Source organism: Telluria sp. RT2P19, assembly GCF_059685725.1.
Genome location: NZ_JCASIL010000002.1, coordinates 351,810 through 378,378, shown reverse-complemented (window position 1 = coordinate 378,378; position 26,569 = coordinate 351,810). Strand labels below are relative to the sequence as shown.

General features: G+C 65.3%; 21 protein-coding genes and 1 tRNA gene. 19 read left to right on the top strand and 3 right to left on the bottom strand.

The genetic code is table 11. The features are described from left to right. Nucleotides 1-2: 2 nt before the first annotated feature. From holA to AC56KW_RS03785, 15 genes are all read left to right on the top strand, one after another. Entirely contained in the window at nucleotides 3-1,016 is a 1,014-nt protein-coding gene (gene holA / locus AC56KW_RS03855) for a DNA polymerase III subunit delta (RefSeq protein ID WP_497169397.1), read from the top strand. Between the two features lie 355 nt (nucleotides 1,017-1,371). Continuing rightward, nucleotides 1,372-2,637, top strand: coding sequence for a glutamate-5-semialdehyde dehydrogenase (locus tag AC56KW_RS03850; protein WP_497169396.1), 1,266 nt, complete (start codon nucleotides 1,372-1,374; stop codon nucleotides 2,635-2,637). Between the two features lie 18 nt (nucleotides 2,638-2,655). Further along, complete coding sequence (locus AC56KW_RS03845; protein ID WP_071361206.1) at nucleotides 2,656-3,069, top strand: CopD family protein; 414 nt, start codon at nucleotides 2,656-2,658, stop codon at nucleotides 3,067-3,069. Between the two features lie 213 nt (nucleotides 3,070-3,282). Further along, complete coding sequence (locus tag AC56KW_RS03840; RefSeq protein WP_497169395.1) at nucleotides 3,283-4,485, top strand: THUMP domain-containing class I SAM-dependent RNA methyltransferase; 1,203 nt, start codon at nucleotides 3,283-3,285, stop codon at nucleotides 4,483-4,485. 18 nt (nucleotides 4,486-4,503) lie between these two features. Continuing rightward, the gene (locus tag AC56KW_RS03835; RefSeq protein ID WP_497169394.1) at nucleotides 4,504-5,793 is read left to right on the top strand and encodes a multidrug effflux MFS transporter; all 1,290 of its coding nucleotides are present in this window, start codon (nucleotides 4,504-4,506) and stop codon (nucleotides 5,791-5,793) included. 310 nt (nucleotides 5,794-6,103) lie between these two features. Then, nucleotides 6,104-8,281, top strand: coding sequence for an HDOD domain-containing protein (locus AC56KW_RS03830; protein ID WP_497169393.1), 2,178 nt, complete (start codon nucleotides 6,104-6,106; stop codon nucleotides 8,279-8,281). A gap of 7 nt (nucleotides 8,282-8,288) precedes the next feature. Beyond that, nucleotides 8,289-10,505 carry a putative bifunctional diguanylate cyclase/phosphodiesterase gene (locus AC56KW_RS03825; protein ID WP_497169392.1) on the top strand — a complete coding sequence of 739 codons (2,217 nt, stop codon included), beginning with the start codon at nucleotides 8,289-8,291 and terminating at the stop codon, nucleotides 10,503-10,505. Nucleotides 10,506-10,511: 6 nt separating this feature from the next. Then, complete coding sequence (locus AC56KW_RS03820) at nucleotides 10,512-12,083, top strand: SEL1-like repeat protein (RefSeq protein WP_497169391.1); 1,572 nt, start codon at nucleotides 10,512-10,514, stop codon at nucleotides 12,081-12,083. Between the two features lie 103 nt (nucleotides 12,084-12,186). Further along, on the top strand, nucleotides 12,187-13,416 hold the full coding sequence (locus AC56KW_RS03815; protein WP_497169390.1) for a putative DNA modification/repair radical SAM protein: 1,230 nt from the start codon (nucleotides 12,187-12,189) through the stop codon (nucleotides 13,414-13,416). Continuing rightward, entirely contained in the window at nucleotides 13,413-14,987 is a 1,575-nt protein-coding gene (locus AC56KW_RS03810) for a UdgX family uracil-DNA binding protein (RefSeq protein WP_497169389.1), read from the top strand. Before AC56KW_RS03815 ends, AC56KW_RS03810 begins: the two co-directional genes overlap by 4 nt. A gap of 109 nt (nucleotides 14,988-15,096) precedes the next feature. Then, nucleotides 15,097-16,128 (top strand): TraB/GumN family protein, encoded by a 1,032-nt coding sequence (locus tag AC56KW_RS03805; RefSeq protein ID WP_497169388.1) that lies wholly within the window; start codon nucleotides 15,097-15,099, stop codon nucleotides 16,126-16,128. A gap of 268 nt (nucleotides 16,129-16,396) precedes the next feature. Next, nucleotides 16,397-18,061, top strand: coding sequence for a hypothetical protein (locus tag AC56KW_RS03800; RefSeq protein ID WP_497169387.1), 1,665 nt, complete (start codon nucleotides 16,397-16,399; stop codon nucleotides 18,059-18,061). A 115-nt stretch (nucleotides 18,062-18,176) separates the two neighbouring features. Further along, a tRNA-Gly gene (locus tag AC56KW_RS03795) sits at nucleotides 18,177-18,250 on the top strand. A gap of 161 nt (nucleotides 18,251-18,411) precedes the next feature. Next, entirely contained in the window at nucleotides 18,412-19,341 is a 930-nt protein-coding gene (locus AC56KW_RS03790; RefSeq protein ID WP_497169386.1) for an aldo/keto reductase, read from the top strand. Beyond that, nucleotides 19,338-20,006, top strand: coding sequence for a DUF6064 family protein (locus tag AC56KW_RS03785; protein WP_497169385.1), 669 nt, complete (start codon nucleotides 19,338-19,340; stop codon nucleotides 20,004-20,006). The genes AC56KW_RS03790 and AC56KW_RS03785 overlap by 4 nt, the downstream gene beginning before the upstream one ends. 28 nt (nucleotides 20,007-20,034) lie before the next feature. Here AC56KW_RS03785 and AC56KW_RS03780 read toward each other — a convergent pair whose 3' ends face one another. Continuing rightward, a complete protein-coding gene (locus AC56KW_RS03780) occupies nucleotides 20,035-20,163 on the bottom strand; it encodes a hypothetical protein (RefSeq protein WP_497169502.1) in 129 nt (42 codons plus the stop codon). Between AC56KW_RS03780 and AC56KW_RS03775 the strand changes: the two genes are divergently transcribed. Then, the gene (locus AC56KW_RS03775) at nucleotides 20,108-20,413 is read left to right on the top strand and encodes a hypothetical protein (protein ID WP_497169505.1); all 306 of its coding nucleotides are present in this window, start codon (nucleotides 20,108-20,110) and stop codon (nucleotides 20,411-20,413) included. The genes AC56KW_RS03780 and AC56KW_RS03775 overlap by 56 nt on opposite strands. Before the next feature lie 247 nt (nucleotides 20,414-20,660). On the opposite strand, the gene AC56KW_RS03770 is transcribed toward AC56KW_RS03775, so the two are convergent. After that, on the bottom strand, nucleotides 20,661-21,776 hold the full coding sequence (locus AC56KW_RS03770; RefSeq protein WP_497169384.1) for a succinylglutamate desuccinylase/aspartoacylase family protein: 1,116 nt from the start codon (nucleotides 21,774-21,776) through the stop codon (nucleotides 20,661-20,663). Nucleotides 21,777-21,948: 172 nt separating this feature from the next. Between AC56KW_RS03770 and trmB the strand changes: the two genes are divergently transcribed. From trmB to AC56KW_RS03755, 3 genes are all read left to right on the top strand, one after another. After that, entirely contained in the window at nucleotides 21,949-22,629 is a 681-nt protein-coding gene (gene trmB / locus AC56KW_RS03765) for a tRNA (guanosine(46)-N7)-methyltransferase TrmB (RefSeq protein WP_497169501.1), read from the top strand. A gap of 134 nt (nucleotides 22,630-22,763) precedes the next feature. Beyond that, nucleotides 22,764-23,978, top strand: coding sequence for a sensor histidine kinase (locus tag AC56KW_RS03760; RefSeq protein ID WP_497169383.1), 1,215 nt, complete (start codon nucleotides 22,764-22,766; stop codon nucleotides 23,976-23,978). Beyond that, on the top strand, nucleotides 23,975-24,724 hold the full coding sequence (locus AC56KW_RS03755) for a LytR/AlgR family response regulator transcription factor (protein ID WP_497169382.1): 750 nt from the start codon (nucleotides 23,975-23,977) through the stop codon (nucleotides 24,722-24,724). The genes AC56KW_RS03760 and AC56KW_RS03755 overlap by 4 nt, the downstream gene beginning before the upstream one ends. Nucleotides 24,725-24,736: 12 nt before the next feature. Here the strand turns inward: AC56KW_RS03755 and recQ are convergent, their stop codons facing one another. After that, entirely contained in the window at nucleotides 24,737-26,569 is a 1,833-nt protein-coding gene (gene recQ, locus AC56KW_RS03750; RefSeq protein WP_497169381.1) for a DNA helicase RecQ, read from the bottom strand.

Sequence of the window (26,569 nt, the reverse complement as noted above, 5' to 3'; positions counted from 1 at the left end):
CGATGCAACTGCGGCTCGAGGCGCTCGACGGCCATCTGTCCAGGGGGCTGGCGTCGTTGTACGTGATCACCAGCGACGAGCACCTGCTCGCGCTGGAAGCGGCCGACCGGATCCGCAAGACCGCCCGTGCCCAGGGTTTTACCGAACGTGAGGTGCTCACGGTCGAGCGCAGTTTCAAATGGGGAGAGCTGCTGGCCGCCAACCAGGCGCTGTCGCTGTTCGGCGACAAGAAGCTGATCGAGCTGCGCATCCCGACCGGCAAGCCGGGCAAGGATGGCAGCGCGGCGCTGCAGAGTTACGCGAAGGACCTCAGCCCCGACAACCTTACCCTGATCACGCTGCCAAAGCTCGACTGGCAGACCGCCAAGGCGTCGTGGGTGACGGCCTTGCAGGGAGCGGCGGTCTATATTGAAATACCGAATGTCGAACGCGCGCAGCTCCCGGCCTGGATCGGCCAGCGCCTGTCGAGCCAGGGCCAGAGCGTCGAGCGCCAGAGCCTCGATTTCATCGCCGATCGGGTCGAGGGCAACCTGCTGGCGGCGCACCAGGAAATCCAGAAGCTCGGCCTGCTGTACGAACCGGGCAAGCTCAGTTTCGAGCAGGTGCACGACGCGGTGCTGAACGTGGCCCGCTACGACGTGTTCAAGCTGTCCGAGGCGATGCTGGGCGGCGACCCGGCGCGCCTGGCGCGCATGCTCGAGGGCTTGAAAGGTGAAGGCGAGGCGCTGCCGCTGGTGCTGTGGGCGGTCTCCGAAGAGATCCGCACGCTGCTGAAATTAAAGACCGGCATGTCGCAGGGGCGCCCGCTGGGCGCGCTCTTGAAGGAATACCGGATCTGGGGACCGCGCGAGCGGATGATGGAACCGGCGCTGCGCCGCGTGTCGCTGGGCGCGCTCGAGGCGGCGCTGCAGGACGCGGCGCAGGTCGACCGCATGGTCAAGGGCTTGCGCTCGAAGCAGTTCGCGGGCGATGCATGGGATGCGATGTTGCAGCTGGCGTTGAAGGTGGCGCGGTAGAGATCGCGGTTGGTCAATGCTGGCTGGACGCGTGGACGGCAAAGCCGTCCACCCCACATGACGACGCCGCCCGTGGAGTGGGTGGATCTTCCCGTGGGGTAGGGGGATTTCCCCTCGTGGGTAGGCGGATTTCCCCGCCGTGGGTTGGGCGGCTTTCCCCTGTGGGATGGGCGGTTTTCCCCCGTGGGGTGGGCGGCTTTCTTCTGTGGGATGGGCGGTTTTCCCTGTGGGTGGGCGGCTTTCCCCGTGGGGTGGGCGGCTTTCCCCTGTGGGGCAGCTTCCCCTGTGGGGTGGGCGGGTGTCCCGCCCACGCGTTCAAGCCCGCCGATACACCTTTAAATCAACGGGAATCACGATGGACATCACCGTACACATGCACCAACTGGGCCGCCAGGCCAGAACCGGCTCGCGCGCCATGGCCCGCGCCAGCACGGCCACCCGCAACCGCGCCCTTGAACTGATCGCCGCCGCCATCGAACGCGACGCCGACGACCTGCGCGCCGCCAACCAGCAAGACCTGGACGCCGCGCAAGCCGCCGGCCTGGCCCCGGCCCTGATGGACCGCCTGGCCCTGTCCGATGCCGCGATCGCCACCATGGTCGCCGGCCTGCGCCAGATCGCCACCTTGCCCGACCCGGTCGGAGAAATCTCCAACATGAAGGTGCGACCGAGCGGCATCCAGGTCGGCCAGATGCGCGTGCCGCTGGGTGTGATCGGCATCATCTATGAAGCACGCCCGAACGTGACGGTCGACGCGGCGGGCCTGTGCATCAAGAGCGGCAATGCGGCGATCCTGCGCGGCGGCTCGGAAGCGATCCACTGCAACCGCGCGCTGGCGAAACTGGTGGCCGAAGGCCTGGCGGGCGCCGGCCTGCCGCAAGACGCGGTGCAGGTCGTCGACACGACCGACCGCGCCGCGGTCGGCGCCCTGATCACGATGCCACAATACGTGGACGTGATCGTCCCGCGTGGCGGCAAGGGCCTGATCGCGCGCCTGATGAAGGAAAGCACCGTGCCGATGATCAAGCACCTGGACGGCATCTGCCACGTGTATATCGACGACAAGGCCGATATCGAGAAGGCGCTGGCGGTGGCGTTCAACGCCAAGTGCCACCGCTACGGCACCTGCAACACGATGGAAACCTTGCTGGTGGCGCGCGGCGTCGCGCCGACCGTGCTGCCGCGCCTGGCCGAGCTGTATGCGACGAAAGAGGTCGAGCTGCGCGCCGATTCCGAATCGCATGCGATCCTGGCCGGCTACCCGCACCTGGCGGTGGCGACGGAAGAAGACTGGTCGACCGAGTACCTGGCCCCGATCCTGGCGGTCAAGGTGGTGGCCGACATGGATGAGGCGATCGACCACATCACCGCGTACTCGTCGAAGCACACCGAGGCGATCATCACCGAAGACTACAGTGGCGCCATGCGCTTCCTGCGCGAAGTAGACTCGGCCTCGGTGATGGTGAACGCGTCGACCCGCTTCGCGGACGGTTTCGAGTACGGCCTGGGCGCCGAGATCGGGATCTCGAACGACAAGCTGCATGCGCGCGGGCCGGTCGGCCTGGAAGGACTCACTTCGCTCAAATACGTCGTGTTCGGACACGGCGAAGTTCGTCAATAACCACTCACAAGGAACCGCATGTACCTCTGGATCAAAGCCCTGCACATCGTCTTCATCGCTTCGTGGTTCGCCGGCCTGTTCTACCTGCCGCGCATCTTCGTGAACCTGGCCCAGGAAACCAATCCGGCCGCGCTCGAACGGCTGCAGGGCATGGCGCGCCGGCTGTATCGCTTCACCACGATCCTGATGGTGCCCGCGCTGCTGCTCGGCCTGTGGCTGGCGATGATGATCGGCATGAAGCACGGCTGGCTGCATGCGAAGCTGGTGCTGGTCATCCTGGCGATCGGCTACCATCATGCCTGCGGTTCGATCCTGAAAAAATTCGAGCGCGGCGTCAATACGCGCAGTCACACGTGGTTCCGCTGGTTCAATGAAGTGCCGGTCGTGCTGCTGCTGGTGATCGTGATCCTGGCGACGGTCAAGCCGTTTTAAGACGGTGTTTCTATCGGTGGGGTGGGGCGGGTCTCCCGCCCACGCCTTCAAATCACGGTCGCGTTGTGGCGGTACGCGCGCTGGTTGAACGCGTGGACGGCACAGCCGTCCACGCCACGATCAGATCAGTGGCCTAAATATTTCGACGGTCATCCGGCACCACCGGTGACGCGTTATCAACACAGTTTCATCAACGGACAAAGGGTACCCCTCATGGCTTCCTATTTTTGCCCATGCCCACGCGGCATGGAAGCGGCATTGGCCGAAGAACTGGGCGAGATCGCCCAGCGCTCCACCACGTTCAAGGTGCACAACCAGGTGCCGGGCGGCGTGCATTGCTCGGGCGTCATGCAGGACGCCTGGCTGGTCAACCTGCATTCGCGCATCGCCTCGCGGGTGCTGATGCGCATGGGCCAGCGCAGCTATTCCAACGAAAACGACATCTACGACCTGGTGCTCGAGCAGCCCTGGGAGGACTGGTTCGGCCCCGACCACACGATCCGCGTCGACGTCACCGCGGTCAAGTCGCCGCTCAAGAGTCTCGAGTTCACCACGCTCAAGATCAAGGACGCCATCTGCGACCGCTTCCGCGACCAGTACGACAAGCGCCCATCGGTCAATACGCGCGAGCCGGACATGCGCATCGTCGGCTTCCTCGACCAGCGCAACTTCATCATCTACCTCGACACCTCGGGGGAGGCGCTGTTCAAGCGCGGCTGGCGCGAAGAGACGGGCGACGCACCGCTGCGCGAAAACCTGGCGGCGGGCCTCTTGCGCGTGTCGGGCTGGAAGCCAGGCGTGCCGCTGTTCGACCCGATGTGCGGCTCGGGCACGATCCTGGTCGAGGCGGCCCAGATGGTGCAGGGCATCCCGCCCGGCGCGCGCCGCCGCTTCGCCTTCGAACAGTTCGCCGACCACGACCGCCAGGCCTGGGCCGCGATGAAGGCCGCGATCAAACCCAACCCGCTGCCCAGCGAGCCGACCATCTTCGGCTCCGACATCTCGGGCGACATGGTCGCCATGACGCGCCATAACCTGAAGGTGGCCGGCATCCTGTTCGACGTGCCGCTCAAGCAGATCGAGGCCCAGCACGTGGTCGCGCCGACCGATCAGTCTGGCATTCTCCTGACTAACCCGCCATACGGCGAGCGGATCGGCGTGCGCGGCGACAGCACCGTGCCGCAGGACGAGATGGCGCTGGGCTTCTACTCGGCCTTTTCCACCACCCTCAAGCAGCGCTTCGCCGGCTGGACCGCCTACCTGTTCACCGCCGACCTGGGCCTGCCCAAGATGCTGCGCCTGAAGGAATCGCGCAAGACGCCGTTCTTCAACGGCGCACTCGAGTGCCGCCTGTTCCGCTTCGACATGGTCGCCGGTTTCAACCGCCGCGAAGAAGCCAAGCCAAAACAGGATTAACCCGCAACTGGACCGACGATGCTGCCGCCAACCGACCCGCCCGATCTTCCGAAGGACCCCGTCATTCCGGTTCCGCTCCCCACTCCCCACAAGATCGCGATGCTGTCGGCCGGCGGCCTGGCGACCCTGCTGGCCGCCCTGTCGATGCTGGGGCCGTTCTCGATCGACGCCTACCTGCCGGCCTTCCCGCAGATCCAGGCCGAGCTGCGCGCCACGCCGCTGGAGGTGCAGCAGACCCTGACCGCCTATATGCTGGCTTTCGCCGGCATGGTGCTGTGGCATGGCGCGCTGTCGGACGCCTTCGGGCGCCGCAACGTGATCCTGGTGGCGCTGGTCGTGTTCGCGATCGGCACCTTCGGCTGCGCCTCGGCGTCGTCGGTGCATTACCTGTGGGTGTTCCGCATCATGCAGGGCGTGTCGGCGGGGGCCGGCGTGGTGGTGGGACGCGCCATCATCCGCGACCTGTATTCCGATACCGCGGCGGCGCGCCTGCTGTCGATGGTGACCATGATCTTCTCGATCGCCCCGGCCATCGCGCCGGTGGTGGGCGGCTGGATCGTGCTGTGGTTCGACTGGCGCGCGATCTTCCTGGCGCTGTGCATCTACACCGCGCTGCTCGGCTGGTTCTGCTGGAAGCACCTGCCCGAGACCATCCCGAGCACCCAGCGCCAGCCGTTCAACCCGCGCTTCCTGGCCAAGAACTACGGCGCGATCTTCAGTTCCTTCCTGTTCCACATGAAGGCCGGGGTGACCGCCCTGAACTTCGGCGGCCTGTTCCTGTACATCGCGGCGGCGCCGGTGATGCTGCCAGAGAGCCTGGGCCTGGGGCCGTCCCAGTTCGCCTGGCTGTTCGTGCCGACCGTGAGCGGGATCTTCCTCGGTTCGCTGATGGCCAACCGCCTGGCCGGCAGGATGGACTTCGCGCGCCAGATCCGCATCGGCTACTTTTTCATGCTGGGGGCGGTGACCTTCAACGTGACTTATCACGCCTTCCTGCCGCCGGCCCTGCCATGGACGGTGGCGCCGATGTTCTTCTTCACCTTCGGCAGCTCGCTCATTGCGCCCGGTGCGACCCTGCTCGCGCTCGACCTGTTCCCGCACATCCGCGGCACCGTCGCCTCCTGCCAGTCCTTCGTGTCGACCCTGCTCGGGGCGGTGGTGGCCGGCGCGGTGGCGCCGGCGCTGTCGCACTCGGTACTGGCGCTGGCGGTTGGCCAGATGTTCTTCGTGCTGGTGTCGCTCGCATTCTGGGACACGGCACGGCGTCACCGCAGGAAACTGCGGGCAAGGGGCAAGCACGTGCCTTGACCAGGAAACCCGGCTCGGCCGGGTTTTTTTGACAGAAAATCATGAAGTTTTGAGAAACAGTCGTATTAATGCCACAAGCATATGTCAGCACGTCATAGACAAAGGTCTAGAGTGAACCCTCAATAGAGATAATCTGTGTAACTATTGTTCCAAATCAGAAATGTATATATGCTACGATACGTTTTTTGCATCTGGAACAGAGGGCAAAAGACTGACCTGTTCCAATGACTAAAGTGCTAGACGTTGTGGCAAGCCCTCATAAGCGGCAACGCCACCAACCCTTCGACAAGTGGCGGCCGTGATTGAAAACATGCACCAATCCGACCAGGACATCCGCAATCGACTGTTGATTGCCCGTCTGCCGGCCATGCCGCAGATCCTGGTCAAGCTGATCGAGCACCTGCAGGCCGACGACCTCGGCATGCCGGAGCTGGCCGCCCTGATCTCGAAGGACGCCGGCATGACCGGCAAGCTGCTGGCGGTCGCCAACAGCTCCGCCTACCACCGCAACACGCGCAGTGCCAATCTCGAACAGTCGCTGGTGGCGCTCGGCACCGACATGATCAAGACCCTGGTGATCAGCGATTCGGTGTTCCAGACCTTTAACAGCTTCCCCCATTCGAACAGCACCGACCTGCGCGCGTTCTGGAAGAATTCGCTCACCGCGGCGGTGCTGGCGCGCGAGGCGGCGCGTGCGCTGGATTACGTGCATCCCGAGGAAGCCTATCTTGCCGGCCTGCTGCACAATGTGGGCCGGCTGGCCCTGCTGGCGGCGGCGCCCAAGGAATACGGCTTCAATTTCACCGCGCGCGATGACGACGACCTGTGCGCGGTCGAGCAGCGCACCCTGCAGATCACCCATACCGAGGCCGGCGCCTGGCTGATCGAACGCTGGCAGCTCGATTCCTTCATGGCCGACGCGGTGCTGTACCACCACGAACCGAGCGAACGGCTCGAGTCCAGCCATCCCCTGATTCGCATCGTGCGCCTGGCGCACGTGCTGTCGAGCCATGCGGACGACGCCAAGATGGTGCTTGACGCCTGCGCGCTGTGCGGCGTCGACGCCGCGCATGCGGCGCAGCTGGTCGAGAAAGCCGCGCGCCAGGTCGAGCAGGCCGCGGCCCACCTGGGCATCGACCTGGCGGGCGCAGACGACATCCCGAGTCCGCCCGCCTACGCCCCGCCGATCCCTGGCGATCCGGTGCAGCAACGTCTGCACGAGGAAGTGCGCAATATGGTGCTGGTGTCCGAAGTGGGCCAGAGCCTGGCGCGCCAGCAGGGCGAGTCCGGCCTGCTGGACGCGATGACGCGCACCGCCCGCATCCTGTTCGACTTCGACAGCGCGGTGGTGCTGCTCGAGAACCCGACCGGCCAGGCCCTGGCGGGCGCCCCGACCTTCGGCGTGCAGCGCATCGCCGAGTTCACGGTCTCGTTATCCAAGGGCGGGCCGGTCGCCCGCAGCGCGCTGGAACGCCGTCCGGCCTTCGTGCAGCGCGAGCGCCAGAAAGAGCAACTGGGCCTGGCCGAGGAACAGCTGCTGCGCATGCTGGGCACCGACAGCCTGGTGGTGGTGCCGCTGGTCGCGGGCTCGCGCTGCCTGGGCGTGCTGGTCGGCGGCGTGCCGGCCTGGCAGCTGCCGCATTGCCAGCGCCGCGAGCGCTTCATGCAGGCGTTCGGCGCGCAGGCCGCCGGCGCGCTCGAAAACCTGCTGATCGAGCGCGGCCATGCACGGCGCCAGCTGGCCAGCGTGGCCGAGGAATTCCGCGACGCCTCGCGCCGCGTGATCCATGAAGTGAACAACCCGCTGGCGATCATCAAGAACTACCTGAGCGTCCTGGATGGGAAGCTGGCGCGCCAGGAGCCGGTGGGCGGCGAGCTGTCGATCCTGAACGAAGAGATCGACCGCGTGGGCCAGCTGATCGGCACCCTGGCCGATGCCCACGTTCCGGAAGCCGGTCCGCGGCCGCTGGAGACGGCCAAGGTGGTAGAGGACGTGCTGCGCCTGTTCCGCGGCAGCGGTTTCATGCCGTCCACGATCCAGGTGGCGGCGCGCATGGAGGGCGATGGCGCGATCGAGGGCGACCCCGACGTGCTCAAGCAAATCCTGGTCAATCTGGTCAAGAACGCCGTCGAAGCCTTGGGCAATCGCCCCGACGGCCGTATCGAGATCGTCAACCGCGGCCACGTGAACCGCGAGCGCCAGGTCTACCTGGAACTGGTCGTCAGCGACAACGGCCCGGGCCTGTCGCGCGAGGTGCTGGCCAACCTGTTCTCTCCGGTCAGGAGCGGCAAGGACGGCGCCGACGGCAGTGCGAATGGCAACCGCGGCATCGGCCTGTCGATCGTCCATGGCCTGGTCAAGAAGCTGGGCGGCCATATCGCCTGCCGCAGCGGCAGCGCCGGCACCTCCTTTGAAATCCTCCTGCCGGCGTGGTCCGGCGCCGGTGCGGCCCCCGCGCTGCCGGCGCGCGCCCTCGGTTCTGCCTAACCCTCATATGCACGCGCATCCCGCCACCATGCTTCCCGGCGAACCCGCTCCTTACTCATCCAGCCTCGAGACCGACAGCCAGCCACGCCTGCTGCTGGTCGACGACGAGCCACGCCTGCTGTCCTCGCTGTACGAACTGCTGCAGGGACGCGGCTATCGCCTGGTCACGGCGCCATCCGGCACCGAGGCGCTGGCCCAACTGTCACGCCAGCGCTTCGACCTCGTCCTGCTCGACCTGCGCCTGCCCGACATCGGCGGCCACGAGATCATGGACTTCATCAACGCGAAGAGCATCGACGCCGACGTCATCGTGATGAGCGGCGAGGTCGGGATCGACGCCGCGATCGGCGCGCTCAAGCGCGGCGCCTACAGCTACCTGCGCAAGCCCTACAGCCGCGAAGAGCTGCTCTCGACCGTGAGCAATGCGCTGCAGCGCCGCCGCCTGACGCTGGACAACGCGCGCATCGCGAACCAGCTCGAGAACTCCGAGAAGATGTACCGCTACCTGGTCGATTCGTCGCCGGACATCATCTATACGCTGAACCACGAGGGCCGCTTCACCTTCGTCAACGACCGCGCCTACCAGCTGCTCGGCTACGCCCGCGAAGAGCTGCTCGGCCAGCATTACTCGATCCTGGTGCACGAGGAAGACCTGGAGCGCGCGCGCTATGTGTTCAACGAGCGCCGCGTCGACGAGCGCGCCTCGCGCAATGTCGAGCTGCGGCTCAAGTGCCGCGGCGGCAACGGCCATGACCGCACCTTCAACACCACCCTGATGACGATCTCGCTCAACGCGATCGGCATGCACGTGCCGGACCAGGAGGTGAAGACGCTGGAGTTCTTCGGCACCTACGGCGTGGCGCGCGACATCACCGACCGCAAGCGCGCCGAAGAGGTCATTTCCTACCAGGCCTACCACGACATCCTGACCGACCTGCCGAACCGCATCCTGTTCAAGGACCGCCTCGGCCTGGCCGTGATCCAGGCCAAGCGCAAGCAGACCGAGCTCGCGGTGATGTTCATCGACCTCGATCGCTTCAAGCTGGTGAACGACACGCTCGGCCATGTGAAAGGCGACGAGCTGCTGCAGCAGGCCGCGAACCGCCTGAAGGAATGCCTGCGCAAGGGCGACACCCTGGCGCGCCAGGGCGGCGACGAATTCACCATCGTGCTGCCCGAACTGCGCGACCGCGACGACGCGCGCATGGTCGCCGATAAATTCCTCGAAGTGCTGCAGGAACCGTTCGACCTGGATGGCCACGAGGTGCACATCTCGGCCTCGATCGGCATCGCGATCTATCCGAAGGATGGCGAATCGATCGACGAACTGCTGCGCCACGCCGACATCGCGATGTACCAGGTCAAGGCGCTGGGCAAGAACGGTCACAGCTTCTATCACGACTCGATGCTCGAGGTGTCGCACCAGAAGATCGCGCTGGAGCAGGCGCTGCGCCGCGCGCTCGAGCACGACGAGCTGGAGATGTTCTACCAGCCGCAGATCGACGCCATGACCGGCCGCATCACCGGCGCCGAAGCGCTGATGCGCTGGAACCATCCGACCCGCGGCCGCCTGTCGGCCGGCGAGTTCCTGCCGTTCGCCGAAGAGAACGGCCTGATGCTGCCGATCTCGGACTGGATGATCGGCGCGCTGTGCCGCGACATGCTGCAATGGAATGCGATCGGCGGCGGCGAGATCCGCCTGTCGCTCAACCTGTCGCCGCAATACCTGGACCGCGGCGACTTCTTCGAAAAGATGCGCGGCGCGCTGGTGCGCTACGGCATCTCGCCGCAGCAGATCGAGGTCGAGATCACCGAGAACATCTGCATCCGCAACCCGCAGTATGCGATCGAGCAGCTCAACAGGCTGTGCCAGCTCGGGGTGTCGATCGCGATCGACGATTTCGGCACTGGCTATTCGTCGCTGTCGTACCTGCACCGCTTTCCGATCCATACCGTCAAGATCGACCAGTCCTTCGTCAAGGAGATCCACCAGGACGATGGCCACTATCCGGTCATCCTGGCGATCATCTCGATCGCGCGCGGCCTGGGGCTGAACCTGATCGCCGAAGGCGTCGAGACCGACGAGCAGGCGCGCTACCTGCGCGCCAACGGCTGCCTGACGATGCAGGGCTACCTGTTCTACCGCCCGATCTCGCTGCACGACTTCATGGCCGCGCTGCGCACCCAGTCGGTCGGCGCCAGCCTGCGCGCGGTACAGGCCTGACCGACCATGCCGGCCGCCTCGCCGCAATCGAGCGATACACAGACGTATAGCGCTGAGTTCTTGCGTGTCAAGTCGCTGGCCGAGCGCGGCGTGGCCCAGGCCCAGCACAGCCTGGGCTTCATGTATGTCAATGGCCAGGGCGTGCCCAGGAACGACGAGCTGGCCCTGGTCTGGTACCGGATGGCGGCCAGCGGCGGCCTGGCGCAGGCCCAGTACAACCTCGGCGTGATGTTCCAGAAGGGCCAGGGCGTGGAGCAGGATTTCGCCCAGGCGGCCCACTGGTACGGGCTCGCTGCCGGGCAGGGCTACGCGCCGGCCCAATACAACCTGGGCTGGCTGTACGCAAAGGGCCATGGCGTGGCCAACGACGTGGGCCAGGCGCTGCACTGGTTCAGCCAGGCCGCGGAACAGGGCGAACCGGGCGCGCAGCACAACCTGGGCATGATGTTCGAGACCGGCAAGGGTGTGCCGCAAGACCAGGAGGCGGCGCTTGCGTGGTACCGGCGCGCGGCGGAGCAGGGCTATATTCGCTCGCAATACAACCTGGGCCTGCGCTACGACGCCGGCCAGGGCGTGGCGCGCGACGCGGCCGAAGCGCTGGCATGGATGCGCAAGGCGGCCGAACAGGGCCATGCGCCGGCCCAGTTCAACCTCGGACTGCGCTACGACAAGGGCCAGGACGTCGCCCAGGACAGCGCGCAGGCGATCCAGTGGTATGGCCGCGCCGGCGCGCAGGGACATGCGAGCTCGCAGTTCAATCTCGCCTTGATGTACGACACCGGCCACGGCGTGCCGCGCGACGAGGCACTGGCCCTGGCGTGGTACCGGCGCGCCGCTGAACAGGGTCATGCCGGCGCCCAGAACAGCCTCGGCATGCGCTACGAGCATGGCCAGGGTGTCGTGCGCGATGCGGCGCAGGCGGCCGACTGGTACCGCCGCGCGGCCGAGCAGGGCCTACCGGCGGCCCAGTATCAGCTGGGGCAGTTGATCGATGCCGGCAATGGCGTCGAGCCAGACCCGGGCCTCGCCGCCCAGTGGTACCGCAAGGCGGCCGAGCAGGGTCACCTGCGGGCCCAGTTCGACCTCGGCCTGCGTCATGAAGCGGGCAATGGGGTCGAGCAGGACAGCATGCAGGCGCTGGCCTGGTACCGGCGCGCGGCGAGCCAGGATTATGCACCGGCCCAGTACATGGTCGGCGCGCTGCTCGACCGCCAGGAGGCGGGCGACCCGTTCGAGGCGACCGACTGGTTCCACAAGGCGGCCGACCACAAGCACGCGCTGGCGCAGTTCGAGCTGGGGCTGCGCTACGACTGCGGCAAGGGCGCGGAGCGCGACTACGAGGCTGCCCACTTCTGGTACCTGTGCGCCGCGCGCCAGGGCCATGCGCGGGCCCAGTTCAACCTCGGGGTGATGTATGCGACCGGGCAGGGCGCCCAGCGCGACCTGGTCGAGGCCTATGCCTGGCTGCACCGGGCCAGCGGCGCTGGCGTAACGCAGGCCACCGCCTACCTGACACGGATCGCGGGCCGGATGGAAGCACACCAGTTGTCCCAGGCGGAGCGCATGATTTCGGCTTGACGCACCGCATTTGAACCGTCGCCGGGTGCGCGAGGCTGCGCCAGCGCACCTGCGGGCAAGCGCTGCGCGCTATACTGTATGTCCATACAGTCATGCGCGCGCGATGGAACTCAACGACAAGCTCGAAATCCTGGCCGACGCGGCCAAGTACGACGCATCCTGCGCCAGCAGCGGTGCGCCCAAGCGCGGTTCCGAGGGCAAGGACGGCCTGGGCGCCACCACCGGCATGGGCATCTGCCACAGCTACACGCCGGACGGCCGCTGCGTCTCGCTGCTCAAGATCCTGCTCACCAACTTCTGCATCTACGACTGCCAGTACTGCATCAACCGGCGTACCTCGAACGTGCCGCGGGCGCGCTTCGCGGTCGATGAAGTGGTCAAGCTGACCCAGGATTTTTATCTTCGCAACTACATCGACGGCCTGTTCCTCAGTTCGGGCATCATCCAGTCGGCCGACTACACGATGGAGCAGCTGGTCGCCGTGGCGCGCCAGCTGCGCGAGGTGCACCAGTTCCGCGGCTACATCCACCTCAAGACGATTCCCGACGCCGATCCGCTGCTGATCCAGGAGGCGGGGCGCTGGGCCGACCGCCTGTCGGTGAACATCGAGCTGCCGACCCACGACAGCGTGACCCGCCTCGCGCCCGAAAAAAGCGTCCACACGATCAAGCTGGCGATGGGCTCGATCCGGCGCAAGCTCGACGAAAAGGCCGAGGAACCGAAGGCGCCGGCCTTCGCGCCGGCCGGCCAGAGCACGCAGATGATCGTCGGCGCCGACGCCAGCGACGACCACACCATCCTCAACACGGCCGAGACGCTGTACGGCAGCTACAAGCTCAAGCGCGTGTACTACTCGGCCTTCAGCCCGATCCCGCACAGCCCCGGCAGCGTGCCGTTGGCGCCGCCGCCGCTGTTGCGCGAGCACCGCCTGTACCAGGCCGACTTCCTGCTGCGCGGCTACGGCTTCACGGCCGGCGAACTGATGCCGCAGACGGGCAACCTGGCGTTGGACATCGATCCCAAGCTGGCCTGGGCCTTGAGCAACCGCGAGCACTTCCCGATGGACCTGAACCGGGTCGATGCGTCGCTGATCCCGCGCATCCCGGGCATCGGCCTGCGCAACGCCAAGCGCCTGGTCGAGCTGCGCCGTTTGCGCCGCATCCGCTGGGAAGACCTGTCCCGCCTGCGCTGCAGCCTCAAGAAGCTGGCGCCCTTCGTCGTCACCGCCGACTACAAGCCGGCCCAGGGCGCGACCAGTTCCGACCTGCTGCGCAAGCACATGGCCGACGCGCCGCAGCAGATGAACCTGTGGCCCGAATTGCAGGCGGCATGAACCCGCTTGCCAGCACCCAGGCCCGCGCCGCGTCCCTCGCCGCCACGGCGGTGGCGAGCGTGCGCGCCGGTCAGCCGCTGCTGGTCGATGGCTTCACCACCTGGCGTGCGGTGGCGCGCGAACTGCTGCGCGCCGGCGTGCCGCCCGAGGCGGTGACCTGGGGCGCGCCGGGCGCCGACCTGTTCTCGGGTGCGCCGGCCGCGATCGAGGCTGCGCATAATGGGGGCGACCTCCTGTCCACCCCGGCCGAAGCGAATACGCCCGCGGATGAGCAGGAGCCTTCGAACGCAACGGCGCCAAGGCCGCATGTCCCTCGCTCCCTGATGGAGATGCTGCAGACCGCCGCCTGCTACCGCGATCGCGACCGCTGGGCCTTCCTGTACCGGGTGATCTGGCGCTGGCAACAGGGCGAGCACGATGTGCAATCGCCCGCCGATCCGGACGGGCAGCGGCTGCACACGATGGTCAAGGCGGTGCGCCGCGAGGTACACGATATGCACGCCTACATTCGATTCCGCGAACGGCCGCCCGAGGCCGGCGCGCCCCATTTCGTGGCCTGGTTCGAACCTGGCCACGACGTCCTGCCCCAGGTGGCCGAGCACTTTGTCGCGCGCATGGGCAAAGTGACCTGGATGATCGCCACGCCCGACGCCAGCGTGCTGTGGGACGGCGCCACCCTGCACCATGCCGGTCCCCTGATGTCGAGCGCGGCCGACCTCGATGATGCGGGCGAAGCGCTATGGCTGACCTATTACCGCAGCATCTTCAATCCGGCGCGCCTGAATACGCAGGTGATGAACAGCCACATCCCATCGCGCTTCTGGAAGAACCTGCCCGAGGGCGCGCTGGTGCCTGCGTTGGTGAGCCAGGCCGGCCTCGGTGCGCGCCGCATCGGCCAGGTCGAGGCGGTGGGGCGGCGCGGCGGTCGCACGATCCCGATCGAAGCCGAGAAGGCGCAGCCCGAACGACAGCAGCCGTCGAAGCTGGACGAGTGCCGGCGCTGCGACCTATGGGAACACGCGACCCAGGCGGTCGGCGGCGAAGGACCGAAGCATTCGAAGATCATGATCGTCGGCGAACAGCCGGGCGACCAGGAAGACCTGGCAGGCCAGCCTTTCGTCGGCCCGGCCGGCAAGCTGCTCGACCGCGTGTTCGAGCAGGCCGGCGTGCAGCGCAAGGGCGTCTACATCACCAACGCCGTCAAGCATTTCAAGTGGGAGCCGCGCGGCAAGCGGCGCCTGCACAAGACGCCGGCGCAAAAGGAAATCGAGGCCTGCCATTACTGGCTCGAGAAAGAGATCGCCACGCGCAAACCGAAGGTCATCGTCGCCATGGGCGCGACCGCCCTCAAGTCGGTGCTGCAGACCGGCAGCGTGACCCTGAAGGACAAGCTGGGCCATCCGGTGCGCCATGGCGACAGCTGGGTGGTGACGATCTACCACCCCTCGTACGTGCTGCGGGTGCCCGACGAAGCGGCCAAGCACGAAGCGTTTTCGGTGATGGTCAAGGGTTTGCAATTGGCGCAGCAATTGCTCGAGCGACCCGACGGGCCGGAGCCGCCGGAGAGCTGATATATGCACGATATGCCTGGCTCATGTAATTGAAACAGCCGTGTTACAGCGGCTTCGATAACGCTGCCATTGGCGTAATATCTGGCGAATCTCATCACCGGAACATTTCATGAGCAAGCTCGCCGTACCCGCTTTCTGCATATGCATGCTGGCCGCTCCCGCGTGGGCGCAATCGGACGATGTGGCCCTCCCGCCGCGGGCGGCCGCCGATGTCCAGGTCGATGCCGCCGCGCCGGCGCCGGAACGGATCCATGTCGTGGCCCAGCGTCCCGGACCGGGCATGTGGAAGGTGAGGAAGGGCGAGCACGTCTTGTGGGTGTTCGGCATCTACGGGCCGGTGCCGAAGGACATGCAGTGGCGCTCGCACGAAGTCGAGAACGTCATCCGCAATTCGCAGGAATACCTGTCGGCGCCGAGCGCTTCGGCGAAGCCGGGTTTCTTCAAGTCGATCACGCTGCTGCCAGGCCTTATCGGCGTGCGCAAGAACCCGGATGGCGCCACCCTGCGCGACGTGATGCCGGCGGAAGACTACGCGCGCTGGACCACGCTCAAGTCCAAGTATTTGCCACAGAATGACGACGTCGAGCGCGAGCGCCCGATCTTCGCGGCCCAGGTGCTGTCGGACGCCGCGCGCAAGCAGGCGGGCCTGGCCGACAGCTATATGGTACGCAAGCAGGTGCTCGACCTGGTCAAGAAGGCGAAGCTGAAAGAGACCTCGTCCACCTTCCAGATCCCGATGGACAATGCGCGCGCGGTGCTGAAGAACTTCAAGAAGTCGACGCTGGGCGACGCCGCCTGCCTGGCGCGGACGATGGCCACGCTGGAGCAGGACATCGATGCCGCCAGCCAGCGCGCCAATGCCTGGGCCAAGGGCGACACGACCGAGATGCGCAAGCTGGACTTCGCCACCCGCGAAGAGGCCTGCTTCGGCGCCCTGATGAACAGCGCAGCCTTCGATGCCGAGCCTGAATTCAAGAACATGAAGACGCGTGCGCAGGCGATGTGGATCGACTCGGCCGAGAAGGCGCTCGTGGCGAATCCGTCGACCTTCGCCATGCTGCAGATGGATGACATCCTCGATCCGAAAGGGGTGATCGCGGCAATGGCGGCGAAGGGATATGCGGTCGAGCAGCCGGACTAGGCTGGTACCGGAGCGCTGCCTGTTGATCGGTTGAGCACTGCACAGACGCCCTCCATGATCCGTTCGATAGGTAACTGCCTGGTGGCGTGGCAAAAAGCCGACGAATCTCGTTTCGAGCCGTGGCATTGCGAAATTATTAGACAGTTGCATATGCGTCTACTAGACTTGTCACTTGTTTTATCGAATGCAACCCAGTTCTTACAGCGATGAAGTTGAATTGGTTATTGCGTTTTGCAAATAGCAACCGATTCACTTCATACGCTGATTGATGCATCTACATCCCATGCCGGCGCCTGTGCTGGCCCATCCTTCCGTACCTGGCAAGTTCGGTCCCCGGACGCGATACCTGGCTTACTGCCTGCTGTTCAGCTTGGCACTCTTGTGGATATTCCCGATCGCCACGAATGATGGCCCCGTGCACATGGGGTTTGCCAACTTCATGTTGATGGGCGACCCGGGCGATTTTGCTGCCGAGCTTTACGCTCTGAATGACGGCATCAATCCCAATATGCTCGTCTATGAGTTGCTGGTCATTTTATTGCGGCTTATGTCCCCCGGCGCGGCCGAAGGCGTGGTTCAACTGATCTGCCTGCTCGGTCCATCGCTTGCCGCATATTTCGCGATCGGCCAGATTCGCAAGGATCGCGCCTGGCTGGCAGTTCTCGTCTTGCCGCTGTCGCTGAATCAGGCGTTTTTCCTCGGCCTTTATAATTTTTGTTTTTCGACCATTGCGTTCTTCGTCGCCATCGGCTCCTTTTACTGGATGCAGAAGAAGGCGTCGCCGTGGCGCCTTGCCGCGCCGATCGCCGCCTTGTACGTCGCCTTTTTCTGCCATGCGGGCGGATTCATCGCCGCTGTCATAAGCCTCGGCATGTTGACCTCGGTCTCGGGCGTGGGGAGGTTGATGGAAGGCCACCGCCTGGCGTGGGCCCTGCGCTCGCAAGCACGCAATCTGGCAGTATTTGCCAGCCTGCTGCCGCTCGGCATTATCATCCTCATCGGCGGCAGCAAGGGTCCGACAATCTATAGCACGGCGCTGCAGACACGGATCACCGACATGCTGCGCCTGCACCTCGTCGAAACGCACTTCGCATCGGATGTCTATATCGGTGGATTGCTCAATCTGGTCTTTGGCGCCGGCATTGTCTGGATCATCTGGAAACTATGCAAGAGTCGATTGGGTCATGGCCACGAAGTAAGGAGAGAGGCCGCGGGAATGGTAGCGGTTGCTGCTGCACTATGCATGCAAGCGCTGTTATTCCCTGACATCATGGGCGGCGGATGGACACATTTCATGCGCATGGGCCTGTTCCCCTTCCTTGTTGCACCGTTATGCCTGGCGTATCTGCCAGCAAGGCCTGTGACCGACACCGTACTGGAAGCGATCGGCGTCATATCCGGAGCAGTTTTGCTGAGCAATACCCTATATGTGCAAAGCGAAATCAAGAAAGAACTCGTCTATTTCTCGCACATCGACCGCCTGATCGGCGAGCACTGCGCGATCGTGCCGATCGTGACGGAAAAAAGACCACCGCATCTGAGGGAGATGAGTTACAGCCCCTTCTTCCATGTAGCCACGCGCCTTGAAATGACGGGTGACCGTGTTGCGCTCTTCAATTTCCTTGCTCGCCTTGACGTTTATCCGGTGCGTTATCAGCCGGGACGTGATCCACAAGCGTTGATTTACGGATGGAAGCCGGCCCAGCAGGACGTCTGGATCAACCATGCCGACGTGAAGCGGTTCGAAGACACGACTGGCCTGTCTGCCGATTATATTTTGCAGTGGGGGCGACCTTCATCGGCACTGCCATCGCTCCAGAAACCGCTGCTGGCATTGTTGAGTAGCGGTAAAGAAGTGTACCGCTCACCGGATGCGCGCGTGCGGCTCTACAAGCTTCGCTCCAGCGCCCGTTCGCGCTGCACCTCGAACTGATGTAGCGGCCTGCGCATCGCAGGTCGACATCGACCAGGACCGGAGAGGCGGCGGCGCGCCTCGTACGTTCAGATATTGTCAGCGTGGTGAAAGTCCGCGTAGAATGCAGAACTCTGCGGGTGTAGCTCAATGGTAGAGCAGAAGCTTCCCAAGCTTACGACGAGGGTTCGATTCCCTTCACCCGCTCCACGCGATCATGTCGTATCCGCCGATGATCGGCAACCAGGGCTTGCGGCGCCAATCGAGCAACGAGCCACCAGCCGCGCCTGAACGGTGCTGACCGCAGCGCCATCTCATCGTTGGACGCAGTATCCTGTCAATCCCTGCACTCAGCGACGCGAGGCAACTGGATGACACTGGACTCACCTTCACGCCGCCGCCTGCTGCACACGCTGCTCGCCGCGTCCGGCAGCCTGGCCCTGCCGATTGTGCATGCCGCGCCCGCCCCGGCGCCGCTGCTCACGCGCCCGATCCCCTCGTCCGGCGAACAGGTCCCGGTCATCGGCCTTGGCAGCTGGATCACCTTCAATGTCGGCCGCGATCCGCAGGCGCGCGCCGAGTGCGCTGACGTCATGCGCCAGTTCTTCGCTGGCGGCGGCAGGTTGATCGACTCTTCGCCGATGTACGGCTCGGCCCAGGACGTGATCGGCGAAGCCGTGCAAGCCATCAAGCCGCCGCGTTTGTTCTCGGCCGACAAGGTCTGGATCAGCGGCGGCGCCCGCGGTGTGCAGCAGATCGAAACGTCGCGCCGGCTGTGGCGCGTGCCGCGCTTCGACCTGCTGCAGGTGCATAACCTGCTGTCCTGGGAAGAGCACCTGGCCACCCTGCAGGCGATGAAGCAGGAAGGGCGGCTGCGCTACGTCGGCATCACGACATCCGAAGGCCGGCGCCATGGCGACATCGAAAAGATCATGTCTTCGCAGCCCATCGACTTTGTGCAAATCTCGTACAACGCCCTGGATCGCGAGGTCGAGCAGCGCATCCTGCCGCTGGCGCGCGAGCGGCGCATCGGCGTCATCGTCAACCGGCCGTTCCGGCAGGGCGAACTGACGCAGGCACTGGCCGGCAAGCCGCTGCCCGGCTGGGCCACGGAGATCGGCTGCACCACCTGGGCCCAGGCGCTGCTGAAGTTCATCGTCTCGCATCCCGCCGTCACCTGCGCGATTCCCGCCACCTCGAGCGTGGCCCACGTGCGCGAAAACCTCCTGGCCGGCACCGGCCGGATGCCCGACGCCGCCCTGCGCAAGCGCATCGCCCAGGATGCCGGAAGGCTGGCATGAGCGAGTGGTGGACCTATACGCTGTCGGACTTCCTGATGTTCTCGCAGCGCAGCTACTACCGGATGATCGACCTGTACAACGAGGCGGTCTGGCCCGCGCACCTGCTGGCGCTGGCCGCCGGCCTTGTCGTCATCGGCTGCATCGCGCGTCCCGCACCGCGCCGGCGCCGCATCGCGCTGCTGGTGCTGGCTGCGGCCTGGGCCTGGGTCGCCTGGGCCTATCACCTGGAGCGCTACGCGGACATCAACACCGCCGGATCCTGGTTCGCGCTCGCATTCGGCGTGCAGGCGCTGCTGCTGTGCTGCATGGCGCTGCGCGCGCAGGGCGCGGCGCCGGCCCGCATGCAGAAGCAGGTGGCGCTGGGTCTTGCCGGCCTGGCGGTGATCGCGTACCCCTTGCTGGCGCCGGGTAGTAGCCGCGGCTGGGGCCAGGCCGAGGTGTTCGGCATCGCGCCCGATCCGACGGCCATCGCGACACTGGGCGTGCTGCTGGCATCTCGTGCCAATCCCATCACCTGGCTGATCCCGCTGGCCTGGTGCGCAGTAAGCGGCGCGACCCTGATGGAACTGCGCGTCGGCTACGCGTGGCTGCTGCCGACGTTTGCCATACTCGCGATCGCGGCTGGATTACTCTTCAGGCATGCGAGGCAGTCGGCGGCACCTTGAGCGGGCTTTATTTGTCGCTGGAGGGCAGCTAGCGCGTGAGTAGCTGCTTGAGGGAGACGTCGGACTGCTTGAGGGAGACGTCGGACATTCCTGGACAGCGAATGTCACTGATGCGCCAGCCAGCCCGGTTTTTGGCCAACCGGTATTCGAGCCGCACTTTCTCGCCACTGGAAGGGCAGGTGAATTCGACGGTCACCCTATCATTCGGCGCTGAACGGATCGACAGGTCGATGGCAGCAGGATCCTGTGAAGCGAGGATTGGATCGACGTCGAGGTTGCAGATTTCGCCGGTTTGCGCGATGCAGCGACGATTTTTTGACCAGCAGTGTGGCCAGTTCCTTGTCCAAATAACGTTGGAGGATCGGACCTACCTGCTGCAATTGCGGCGTGCCAAAGAAAACGTTTGAGTTCGACAATGGCCTGCCATGTGAAGGCCTGGTAGAGGGCCACGACAATCACGACCTGTTCATCACATGTGCGTGACGCAGCGGCGGGCGAAATTAGAATTGGAAGAGCGAGCGATATCGCTCCAAGCAAACGGTTATGCACGGTGGGATGCACACTCCTGCCTCACATGTCAAAACACGTTCATTAGCGGTATTTGATCGGTTTGCGCGTTGTGCCTCGCAAGCATCTTTCGCAAGGAAGCTCCCATCAGCTCGACAAAAGATTCCCGGACCTGAACGAATCCGCCCCCGCCACTTTGCAGATGTGCATGCCACGCAGCAGGTGCCGGTGCGCCGTGCTGGCGAACAGCAGGCCCGGACGGCTGGCCGACACGGTCGTGACCTGGCCGCTGACCGGATTGACGACATCGGCGATCGGTTCGCCCGCGGCGACCTGTTCGCCCAGTTTCTTGCGAAACACCAGCACGCCCGCATGCGGAGCCGCCAGCGGCTCGACCGCGTCGAGCGGCGTCGGGCCGCAATGCGCGGCCGGCAGGGCGCCCACCGGGATGTCGAGCACGCCGGCATGCGCCAGGTACTGCAGGATGGCGTCGGCATCCTGCTGCGCATGGTCATAGTTCACGTCGTTCTCGCCGCGCAGTTCGACGGTGACGGCGGCGCAGGCGGGCGGGATGGCGGCGCTTGTAAAGTGGTCGGCCAGGTCCCACCACACCCGGCTGCAGGCTTCGTCGAAAGCCTCGCCGCCCGATTCCTTCGCCACCAGCAGCACGCGTGCACCCATCAGGTCGGCCAGCGGCTGGATCACGTCCACCAGCGGCGTGCCGGTGTACATGTGCAGCACCGCCTCGTTATCGCAGTGCAGGTCGAGCACGATGTCGGCGTCGATCGCCATCGTCAGCAGGATCTTCTTGAGCGTGGCGGCATTGTCGGCCGGTTCCCAGGCCGCTATCTCCTTGCGGGCCAGGTCGCGGATCAGCGCGACGTTGGCGGCGGCGTCCGCGCCCAGCCGGCCTACCAGCGCGGTCTTGAGCGCGGTGGCGACGTGGCGGTACGCGCGGTTGAAGTTCAGGCCCGTGGACAGGTCGTAGCGGCCGAATGGCGCGCCATGCAGCACCTGGGACAGGCCAAGCGGATTGGCGGCCGGGACCAGGATGATCTCACCCTTGATGCGTCCCTCGGCATCGAGCTGGTCGAGCTGCCCGCGCAGCAGGTGCGCCACCAGCATCGCCGGCACTTCGTCGGCGTGGATCGCAGCCTGGATGTACACCTTCTTGCCGCTGCCAGGTGCGCCATAGTGGAACGACGTCAGGTTCAGGGTGGCGACACTGTCTTCGATGGCGATTGGGTGTTTCGTCGAGTGCATGGAAAGGAGCTCCGGCGTTGCAAGGGGAAGACACCGATTATGCGCGATTCCGCCTTGCCGCCACGCACGACCGGAAGTGGAGGAGGGCTGCGCTATAATGACAGCCGTTTTTTCCGCATACTCCACACTCTCCATGTCTTCTGAAAAGCCCACCAGCGGTCCCGCACGCTCCATGCTGTACGACCCCACCGAACACCGCATCCGCAGTTTCGTCACGCGCGCAGGACGGCTGTCGACCGCGCAGGCGCGGGCTTTCGATGAGCATGGACCGAAGTTCCTGGTCGAGTACAAGAAGGAGCCGCTCGACCTCGAGCAGGCCTTCGGCCGCAAGGCGCCGGTGATCCTGGAGATCGGCTTCGGCATGGGCGACACCACGGCCCATATCGCGAAACTGATGCCCGAGAAGGATTTCCTCGGCGTCGAGGTGCACACGCCGGGCGTGGGCAGCCTGCTCAAGCAGATCGGCGAACAGGGCATCGATAACCTGCGCCTGGTACAGCATGACGTGTTCGAAGTGTTGAACCACATGATCGCCGACGGCTCGCTGCACGGCGTGCATGTGTTCTTCCCCGATCCCTGGCACAAGGCGCGCCATAACAAGCGCCGCCTGATCCAGCCGGCCTTCGTCAAGCTGTTGTGCCAGAAAATCGCAGCGGGCGGCTACCTGCACCTGGCGACCGACTGGGAAGATTACGCAGTCCAGATGCTCGAGGTCCTGAGCGCCGAGCCGGAACTGGCCAACACGGCCGAAGGCTACGCCCCGCAACCCGCATACCGTCCGCTGACCAAATTCGAGAACCGGGGCATCAAGCTGGGCCACGGCGTGTGGGACCTGGTCTTCACCCGCAAGTAAGTAAGTGTAGTGCGGGTGCGAATCGTCGTTCGTTCCCGTTTCTTCGTCGTTCGTCACCACCTGCTGTCCCGGGCTGCCGGAAGTTCCTAGACTGGACTCGTTGATATACATTAACGAACACAGAGGAGAACAGCATGTGGAAGCGCATCGAACAATGGAATCGTGAAGTAGAGGCCGAGCAGCTCGCCGTGCTGCGCGACCCCACCCTGGTAGAGCAGGTGCCGGCCGGTTGCCGCCGCTTTTTCGCCCGCAAGCTGGCGGAAATGTCGCCCGCGGAGCGCGAATCCCTGTACCAGTTTTCCAGCAAGGTCAGCACCTCGGCAGCCCTGCTTGCAGTGCTCAAGCTGTGCGTCGTGCTGACGGTGCTGGGATTGCTGATCAATCTCGCCTTCCTGCCGGCCACGCCGTGGTGGGAGACCGTCGTCGCCGCCAATGCGATCGGGATCGCGGTGGCCTTTTCGCTGATGGGCGTCTGGTTCAACTATGGGAAAATCGTGCGCGCCAAGGGCAAGGCGCTGGTCACGATCGTCGGTCTCGGCCTGGTGGGTGGGCTGTTCGGCGGACTGACCGCAATGTTCGAGACTGGCGCCCAATGGTCGGCCTTGCTCGACAAGCTGCCCAGGATCGTGGTCACCGTGACCATCGTCGTGACCGCGCTGGTGGCGATACCGACGATCGTCGTCGCCGTCCTGCGCAATCGCTACTACCAGAACCTGGCCGAACAGCTCAAGCGCGACGCCGAACAAGCGCGCCTGGCGCGCGAGCTGAGCGAAACGCAGCTGCGCCTCCTGCGCGCCCAGATCGAACCGCACTTCCTGTTCAACACCCTCGGCGCGGTGCAGCAGCTGGCCGAGCAGGGTGCGCCGCGCGCCGCCGAGCTGACAGCCCACCTGATCGACTTCCTGCGCGGCAGCATGAGCGACATGCGCTGCGAGCAGGTGGCGCTGGCGACCGAATTCGGCCTGGTCGAATCCTACCTGCGGGTGATGCAGATCCGGATGGGCGAGCGCCTGCGCTACACGGTCGACGTGCCCGCTGCGCTGGCAGCCACCCAGGTGCCCAGCATGCTGGTGCTGACCCTGGCGGAGAACGCGATCAAGCACGGCATCGAGCCGTCCCTGCACGGCGGCGAGATCGCGGTCACGGCCCATGACGACGACGGAACGCTCCGCATCCAGGTGCGCGACAGCGGGGTCGGCATGAGCGACACCCCGGGCGCCGGCACCGGCCTGGAAAACGTGCGCCACCGCCTGCGCCTGGCCTACGGCGAGGGCGCCTGCCTGCTGCTGTCCGAAGAAGAACCCGGCCTGCTGGCCGAAATCGCCATCCCCTGCAAGGAGCCGAAATGAGCGTCACCGTGCTGGTCGCCGAAGACGAACCATTGATGCGCGAGCGCCTGCTCGGCATGCTGGCCACGGCCTGGCCCGAGGCGCAGGTGGTGGCGGCGCCCGAGAACGGCATCGATGCCTGGGATGCCTGGCTCGAACACGAGCCGCAAGTGGTCTTCCTCGACATCCGCATGCCCGGCATGTCGGGCCTGGAGGTGGCCGAGCGCATCGTCCGTCGCTCGCACGTGGTGTTCGTCACGGCCTACGACCAGTATGCGGTCGATGCCTTCGATACCGGTGCGGTCGACTACCTGCTCAAGCCCATCCAGCCGGGCCGGCTCGACAAGGCCCTGGCGCGCCTGCGCGAGAAGCTGGACGCGCGTCCGGACGATGTCAGCGAGGTCGTGCAGCAGGTCAAGGCCGCGTCGCCCCAGGCGAAGCGCGAGAAGCTCAAGTGGCTCAAGGCCAGCGTCGGCAAGCAGATCCGCCTGATCGACGTCGAAGAGGTGCTGTTCTTCCAGGCCGACACCAAGTACACGCGGGTGGTGCTGGCCGATTCCGAAGCGCTGGTGCGCATTCCCCTGAAGGACCTGGTGGGTGGGCTCGATGCAGGTCTGTTCTGGCAGATCCACCGCGGCACCCTGGTGAACGTGAATGCGATCAAGGCGGTCGAGCGGGTCGATGCCGAACGCATGCAGGTGCTGCTGCGCGGGAGCGACGAGGTGCTGCCGGTGAGCCGCAGTTTCACCCACCTGTTTCGCGAGTAGAACCGCCGGCGATTAGGTCATCTCATTGATGATCGCGACGATCTCGTCGCCATACGAGACGAGCTTCTTCTCGCCGACGCCGGAGACGCCGCGCAACTGGTCGATCGAGGACGGCTTGACCTTGGCGATCTCGCGCAGGGTCGCATCCTGGAACACGACATAGGCCGGCACGCCGTGCTCGCGGGCGGTGCCCATGCGCCACGAGCGCAGGCGGTCGAAGATGCCCTGTTCGGAGCGCGACAATTCGGTTTCTTCGTAGCTCGAGCGCGAGGTGGACGGGCGCTTGGCCTTGACCGGCTTCTGGTACTGGCGCAGCTGCACCTTCTGCTCGCCCTTGAGCACCGGGCGCGCAGCGTCGGTGAGCTTCAGGGAGCTGAAGGCGTCGTGGTCGACCGTCACCAGGCCGAGGGCGATCGCCTGGCGCAGTATTGCGCGCCATTCTTGTTCGGAGCGGTCGGCGCCGACGCCAAACACGGTGAGCTTGTCGTGATGCCACTGGCTGATCCGTTCGGTCTGGGCGCCGCGCAGCACGTCGATCACATGGCCGCCGGCGAAGCGCTGGTCGACCCGGTAGATCGCCGACAACAGCTTTTGCACCGGCACCGTGCCGTCGAAGCTGACCGGCGGCACCAGGCAGGTGTCGCAGTTGCCGCAGGGGCCGGAACGCTCGCCGAAATAGTCGAGCAGGCGCATGCGCCGGCAACTGAGGGTTTCGCACAGCCCCAGCATGGCGTCGAGCTTCATCGACAGCACGCGCTTGAAGGTTTCGTCGGCCTCGGATTCGTCAATCATGCGGCGCTGCAGGACGACGTCTTGCAGGCCATAGGCCATCCAGGCGCTGGCCGGCTGGCCATCGCGGCCGGCGCGGCCCGTCTCCTGGTAATAGCCCTCGATGCTCTTGGGCAGGTCGAGGTGGCAGACAAAACGCACGTCGGGCTTGTCGATACCCATGCCGAAGGCAATGGTGGCGACCATGACGATGTTTTCTTCGCGCAGGAAGCGGGCCTGGTTGGCGGCGCGCACCGTGTGTTCCATGCCAGCGTGATAAGCCATGGCCCGGATGCCATGCTCGTTCAGGAAGTCGGCCGTCTCTTCGACCTTCTTGCGCGACAGGCAGTAGACGATGCCGGAATCCTGCGGGTGCTCACTGCTGATGAAGTCGATCAGCTGCTTGCGCCCGGTGGTCTTCTCGACAATCGAATAGCGGATATTGGGGCGGTCGAACGACGAGACGAACTGGCGCGCGTCTTCGAGCTGCAGGCGATGCGCGATCTCGGCGCGGGTCTGCTGGTCGGCGGTCGCGGTGAGCGCGATGCGCGGCACGTTGGGGAAGCGCTCGTGCAGGATCGACAGGCGGATGTACTCGGGGCGGAAGTCATGCCCCCATTGCGAAACGCAGTGCGCCTCGTCGATGGCGAACAGCGAGATGCGCGAAGCCTCGAACAGCTCGAGGCAGCGCGGCGTCATGAGGCGCTCGGGCGCCACATACACCAGGTCGATCTCGCCAGTACGCACCAAGCGCTCGATGCGCATGGCTTCTTCGAAGCTCTGGGTCGAGTTGAGGAACGCGGCGCGTACGCCGACTTCTTCGAGTGCATCGACCTGGTCTTGCATCAGGGCGATGAGCGGCGAGACGACGACGCCGACGCCGTCGCGCAGCAGGGCGGGGATCTGGTAGCACAGCGACTTGCCGCCGCCGGTCGGCATCAGGACCAGCGCGTCGCCGCCGCTGGCCACATGCTCGACGATCTCTCCCTGCTGCCCGCGGAAGGCGGGATAGCCGAAGACCGTCTCCAGCACATGGAGCGCGCGCGCGCCGAGGTCGGCGCCGATATCGGGATTCAT

Excerpts from the sequence above, each read along its gene's own strand:
- AC56KW_RS03800 (WP_497169387.1), top strand. The coding sequence starts at position 16,397 with ATGCATCTACATCCCATGCCGGCGCCTGTGCTGGCCCATCCTTCCGTA.
- AC56KW_RS03770 (WP_497169384.1), bottom strand. The coding sequence starts at position 21,776 with ATGCACTCGACGAAACACCCAATCGCCATCGAAGACAGTGTCGCCACC.
- AC56KW_RS03830 (WP_497169393.1), top strand. The coding sequence starts at position 6,104 with ATGCACCAATCCGACCAGGACATCCGCAATCGACTGTTGATTGCCCGT.
- AC56KW_RS03815 (WP_497169390.1), top strand. The coding sequence starts at position 12,187 with ATGGAACTCAACGACAAGCTCGAAATCCTGGCCGACGCGGCCAAGTAC.
- AC56KW_RS03810 (WP_497169389.1), top strand. The coding sequence starts at position 13,413 with ATGAACCCGCTTGCCAGCACCCAGGCCCGCGCCGCGTCCCTCGCCGCC.
- holA (WP_497169397.1), top strand. The coding sequence starts at position 3 with ATGCAACTGCGGCTCGAGGCGCTCGACGGCCATCTGTCCAGGGGGCTG.
- trmB (WP_497169501.1), top strand. The coding sequence starts at position 21,949 with ATGCTGTACGACCCCACCGAACACCGCATCCGCAGTTTCGTCACGCGC.
- AC56KW_RS03760 (WP_497169383.1), top strand. The coding sequence starts at position 22,764 with ATGTGGAAGCGCATCGAACAATGGAATCGTGAAGTAGAGGCCGAGCAG.
- AC56KW_RS03755 (WP_497169382.1), top strand. The coding sequence starts at position 23,975 with ATGAGCGTCACCGTGCTGGTCGCCGAAGACGAACCATTGATGCGCGAG.
- AC56KW_RS03845 (WP_071361206.1), top strand. The coding sequence starts at position 2,656 with ATGTACCTCTGGATCAAAGCCCTGCACATCGTCTTCATCGCTTCGTGG.
- AC56KW_RS03840 (WP_497169395.1), top strand. The coding sequence starts at position 3,283 with ATGGCTTCCTATTTTTGCCCATGCCCACGCGGCATGGAAGCGGCATTG.
- recQ (WP_497169381.1), bottom strand. The coding sequence starts at position 26,569 with ATGAATCCCGATATCGGCGCCGACCTCGGCGCGCGCGCGCTCCATGTG.
- AC56KW_RS03805 (WP_497169388.1), top strand. The coding sequence starts at position 15,097 with ATGAGCAAGCTCGCCGTACCCGCTTTCTGCATATGCATGCTGGCCGCT.
- AC56KW_RS03790 (WP_497169386.1), top strand. The coding sequence starts at position 18,412 with ATGACACTGGACTCACCTTCACGCCGCCGCCTGCTGCACACGCTGCTC.
- AC56KW_RS03785 (WP_497169385.1), top strand. The coding sequence starts at position 19,338 with ATGAGCGAGTGGTGGACCTATACGCTGTCGGACTTCCTGATGTTCTCG.
- AC56KW_RS03850 (WP_497169396.1), top strand. The coding sequence starts at position 1,372 with ATGGACATCACCGTACACATGCACCAACTGGGCCGCCAGGCCAGAACC.
- AC56KW_RS03775 (WP_497169505.1), top strand. The coding sequence starts at position 20,108 with ATGTCACTGATGCGCCAGCCAGCCCGGTTTTTGGCCAACCGGTATTCG.
- AC56KW_RS03820 (WP_497169391.1), top strand. The coding sequence starts at position 10,512 with ATGCCGGCCGCCTCGCCGCAATCGAGCGATACACAGACGTATAGCGCT.
- AC56KW_RS03835 (WP_497169394.1), top strand. The coding sequence starts at position 4,504 with ATGCTGCCGCCAACCGACCCGCCCGATCTTCCGAAGGACCCCGTCATT.
- AC56KW_RS03825 (WP_497169392.1), top strand. The coding sequence starts at position 8,289 with ATGCACGCGCATCCCGCCACCATGCTTCCCGGCGAACCCGCTCCTTAC.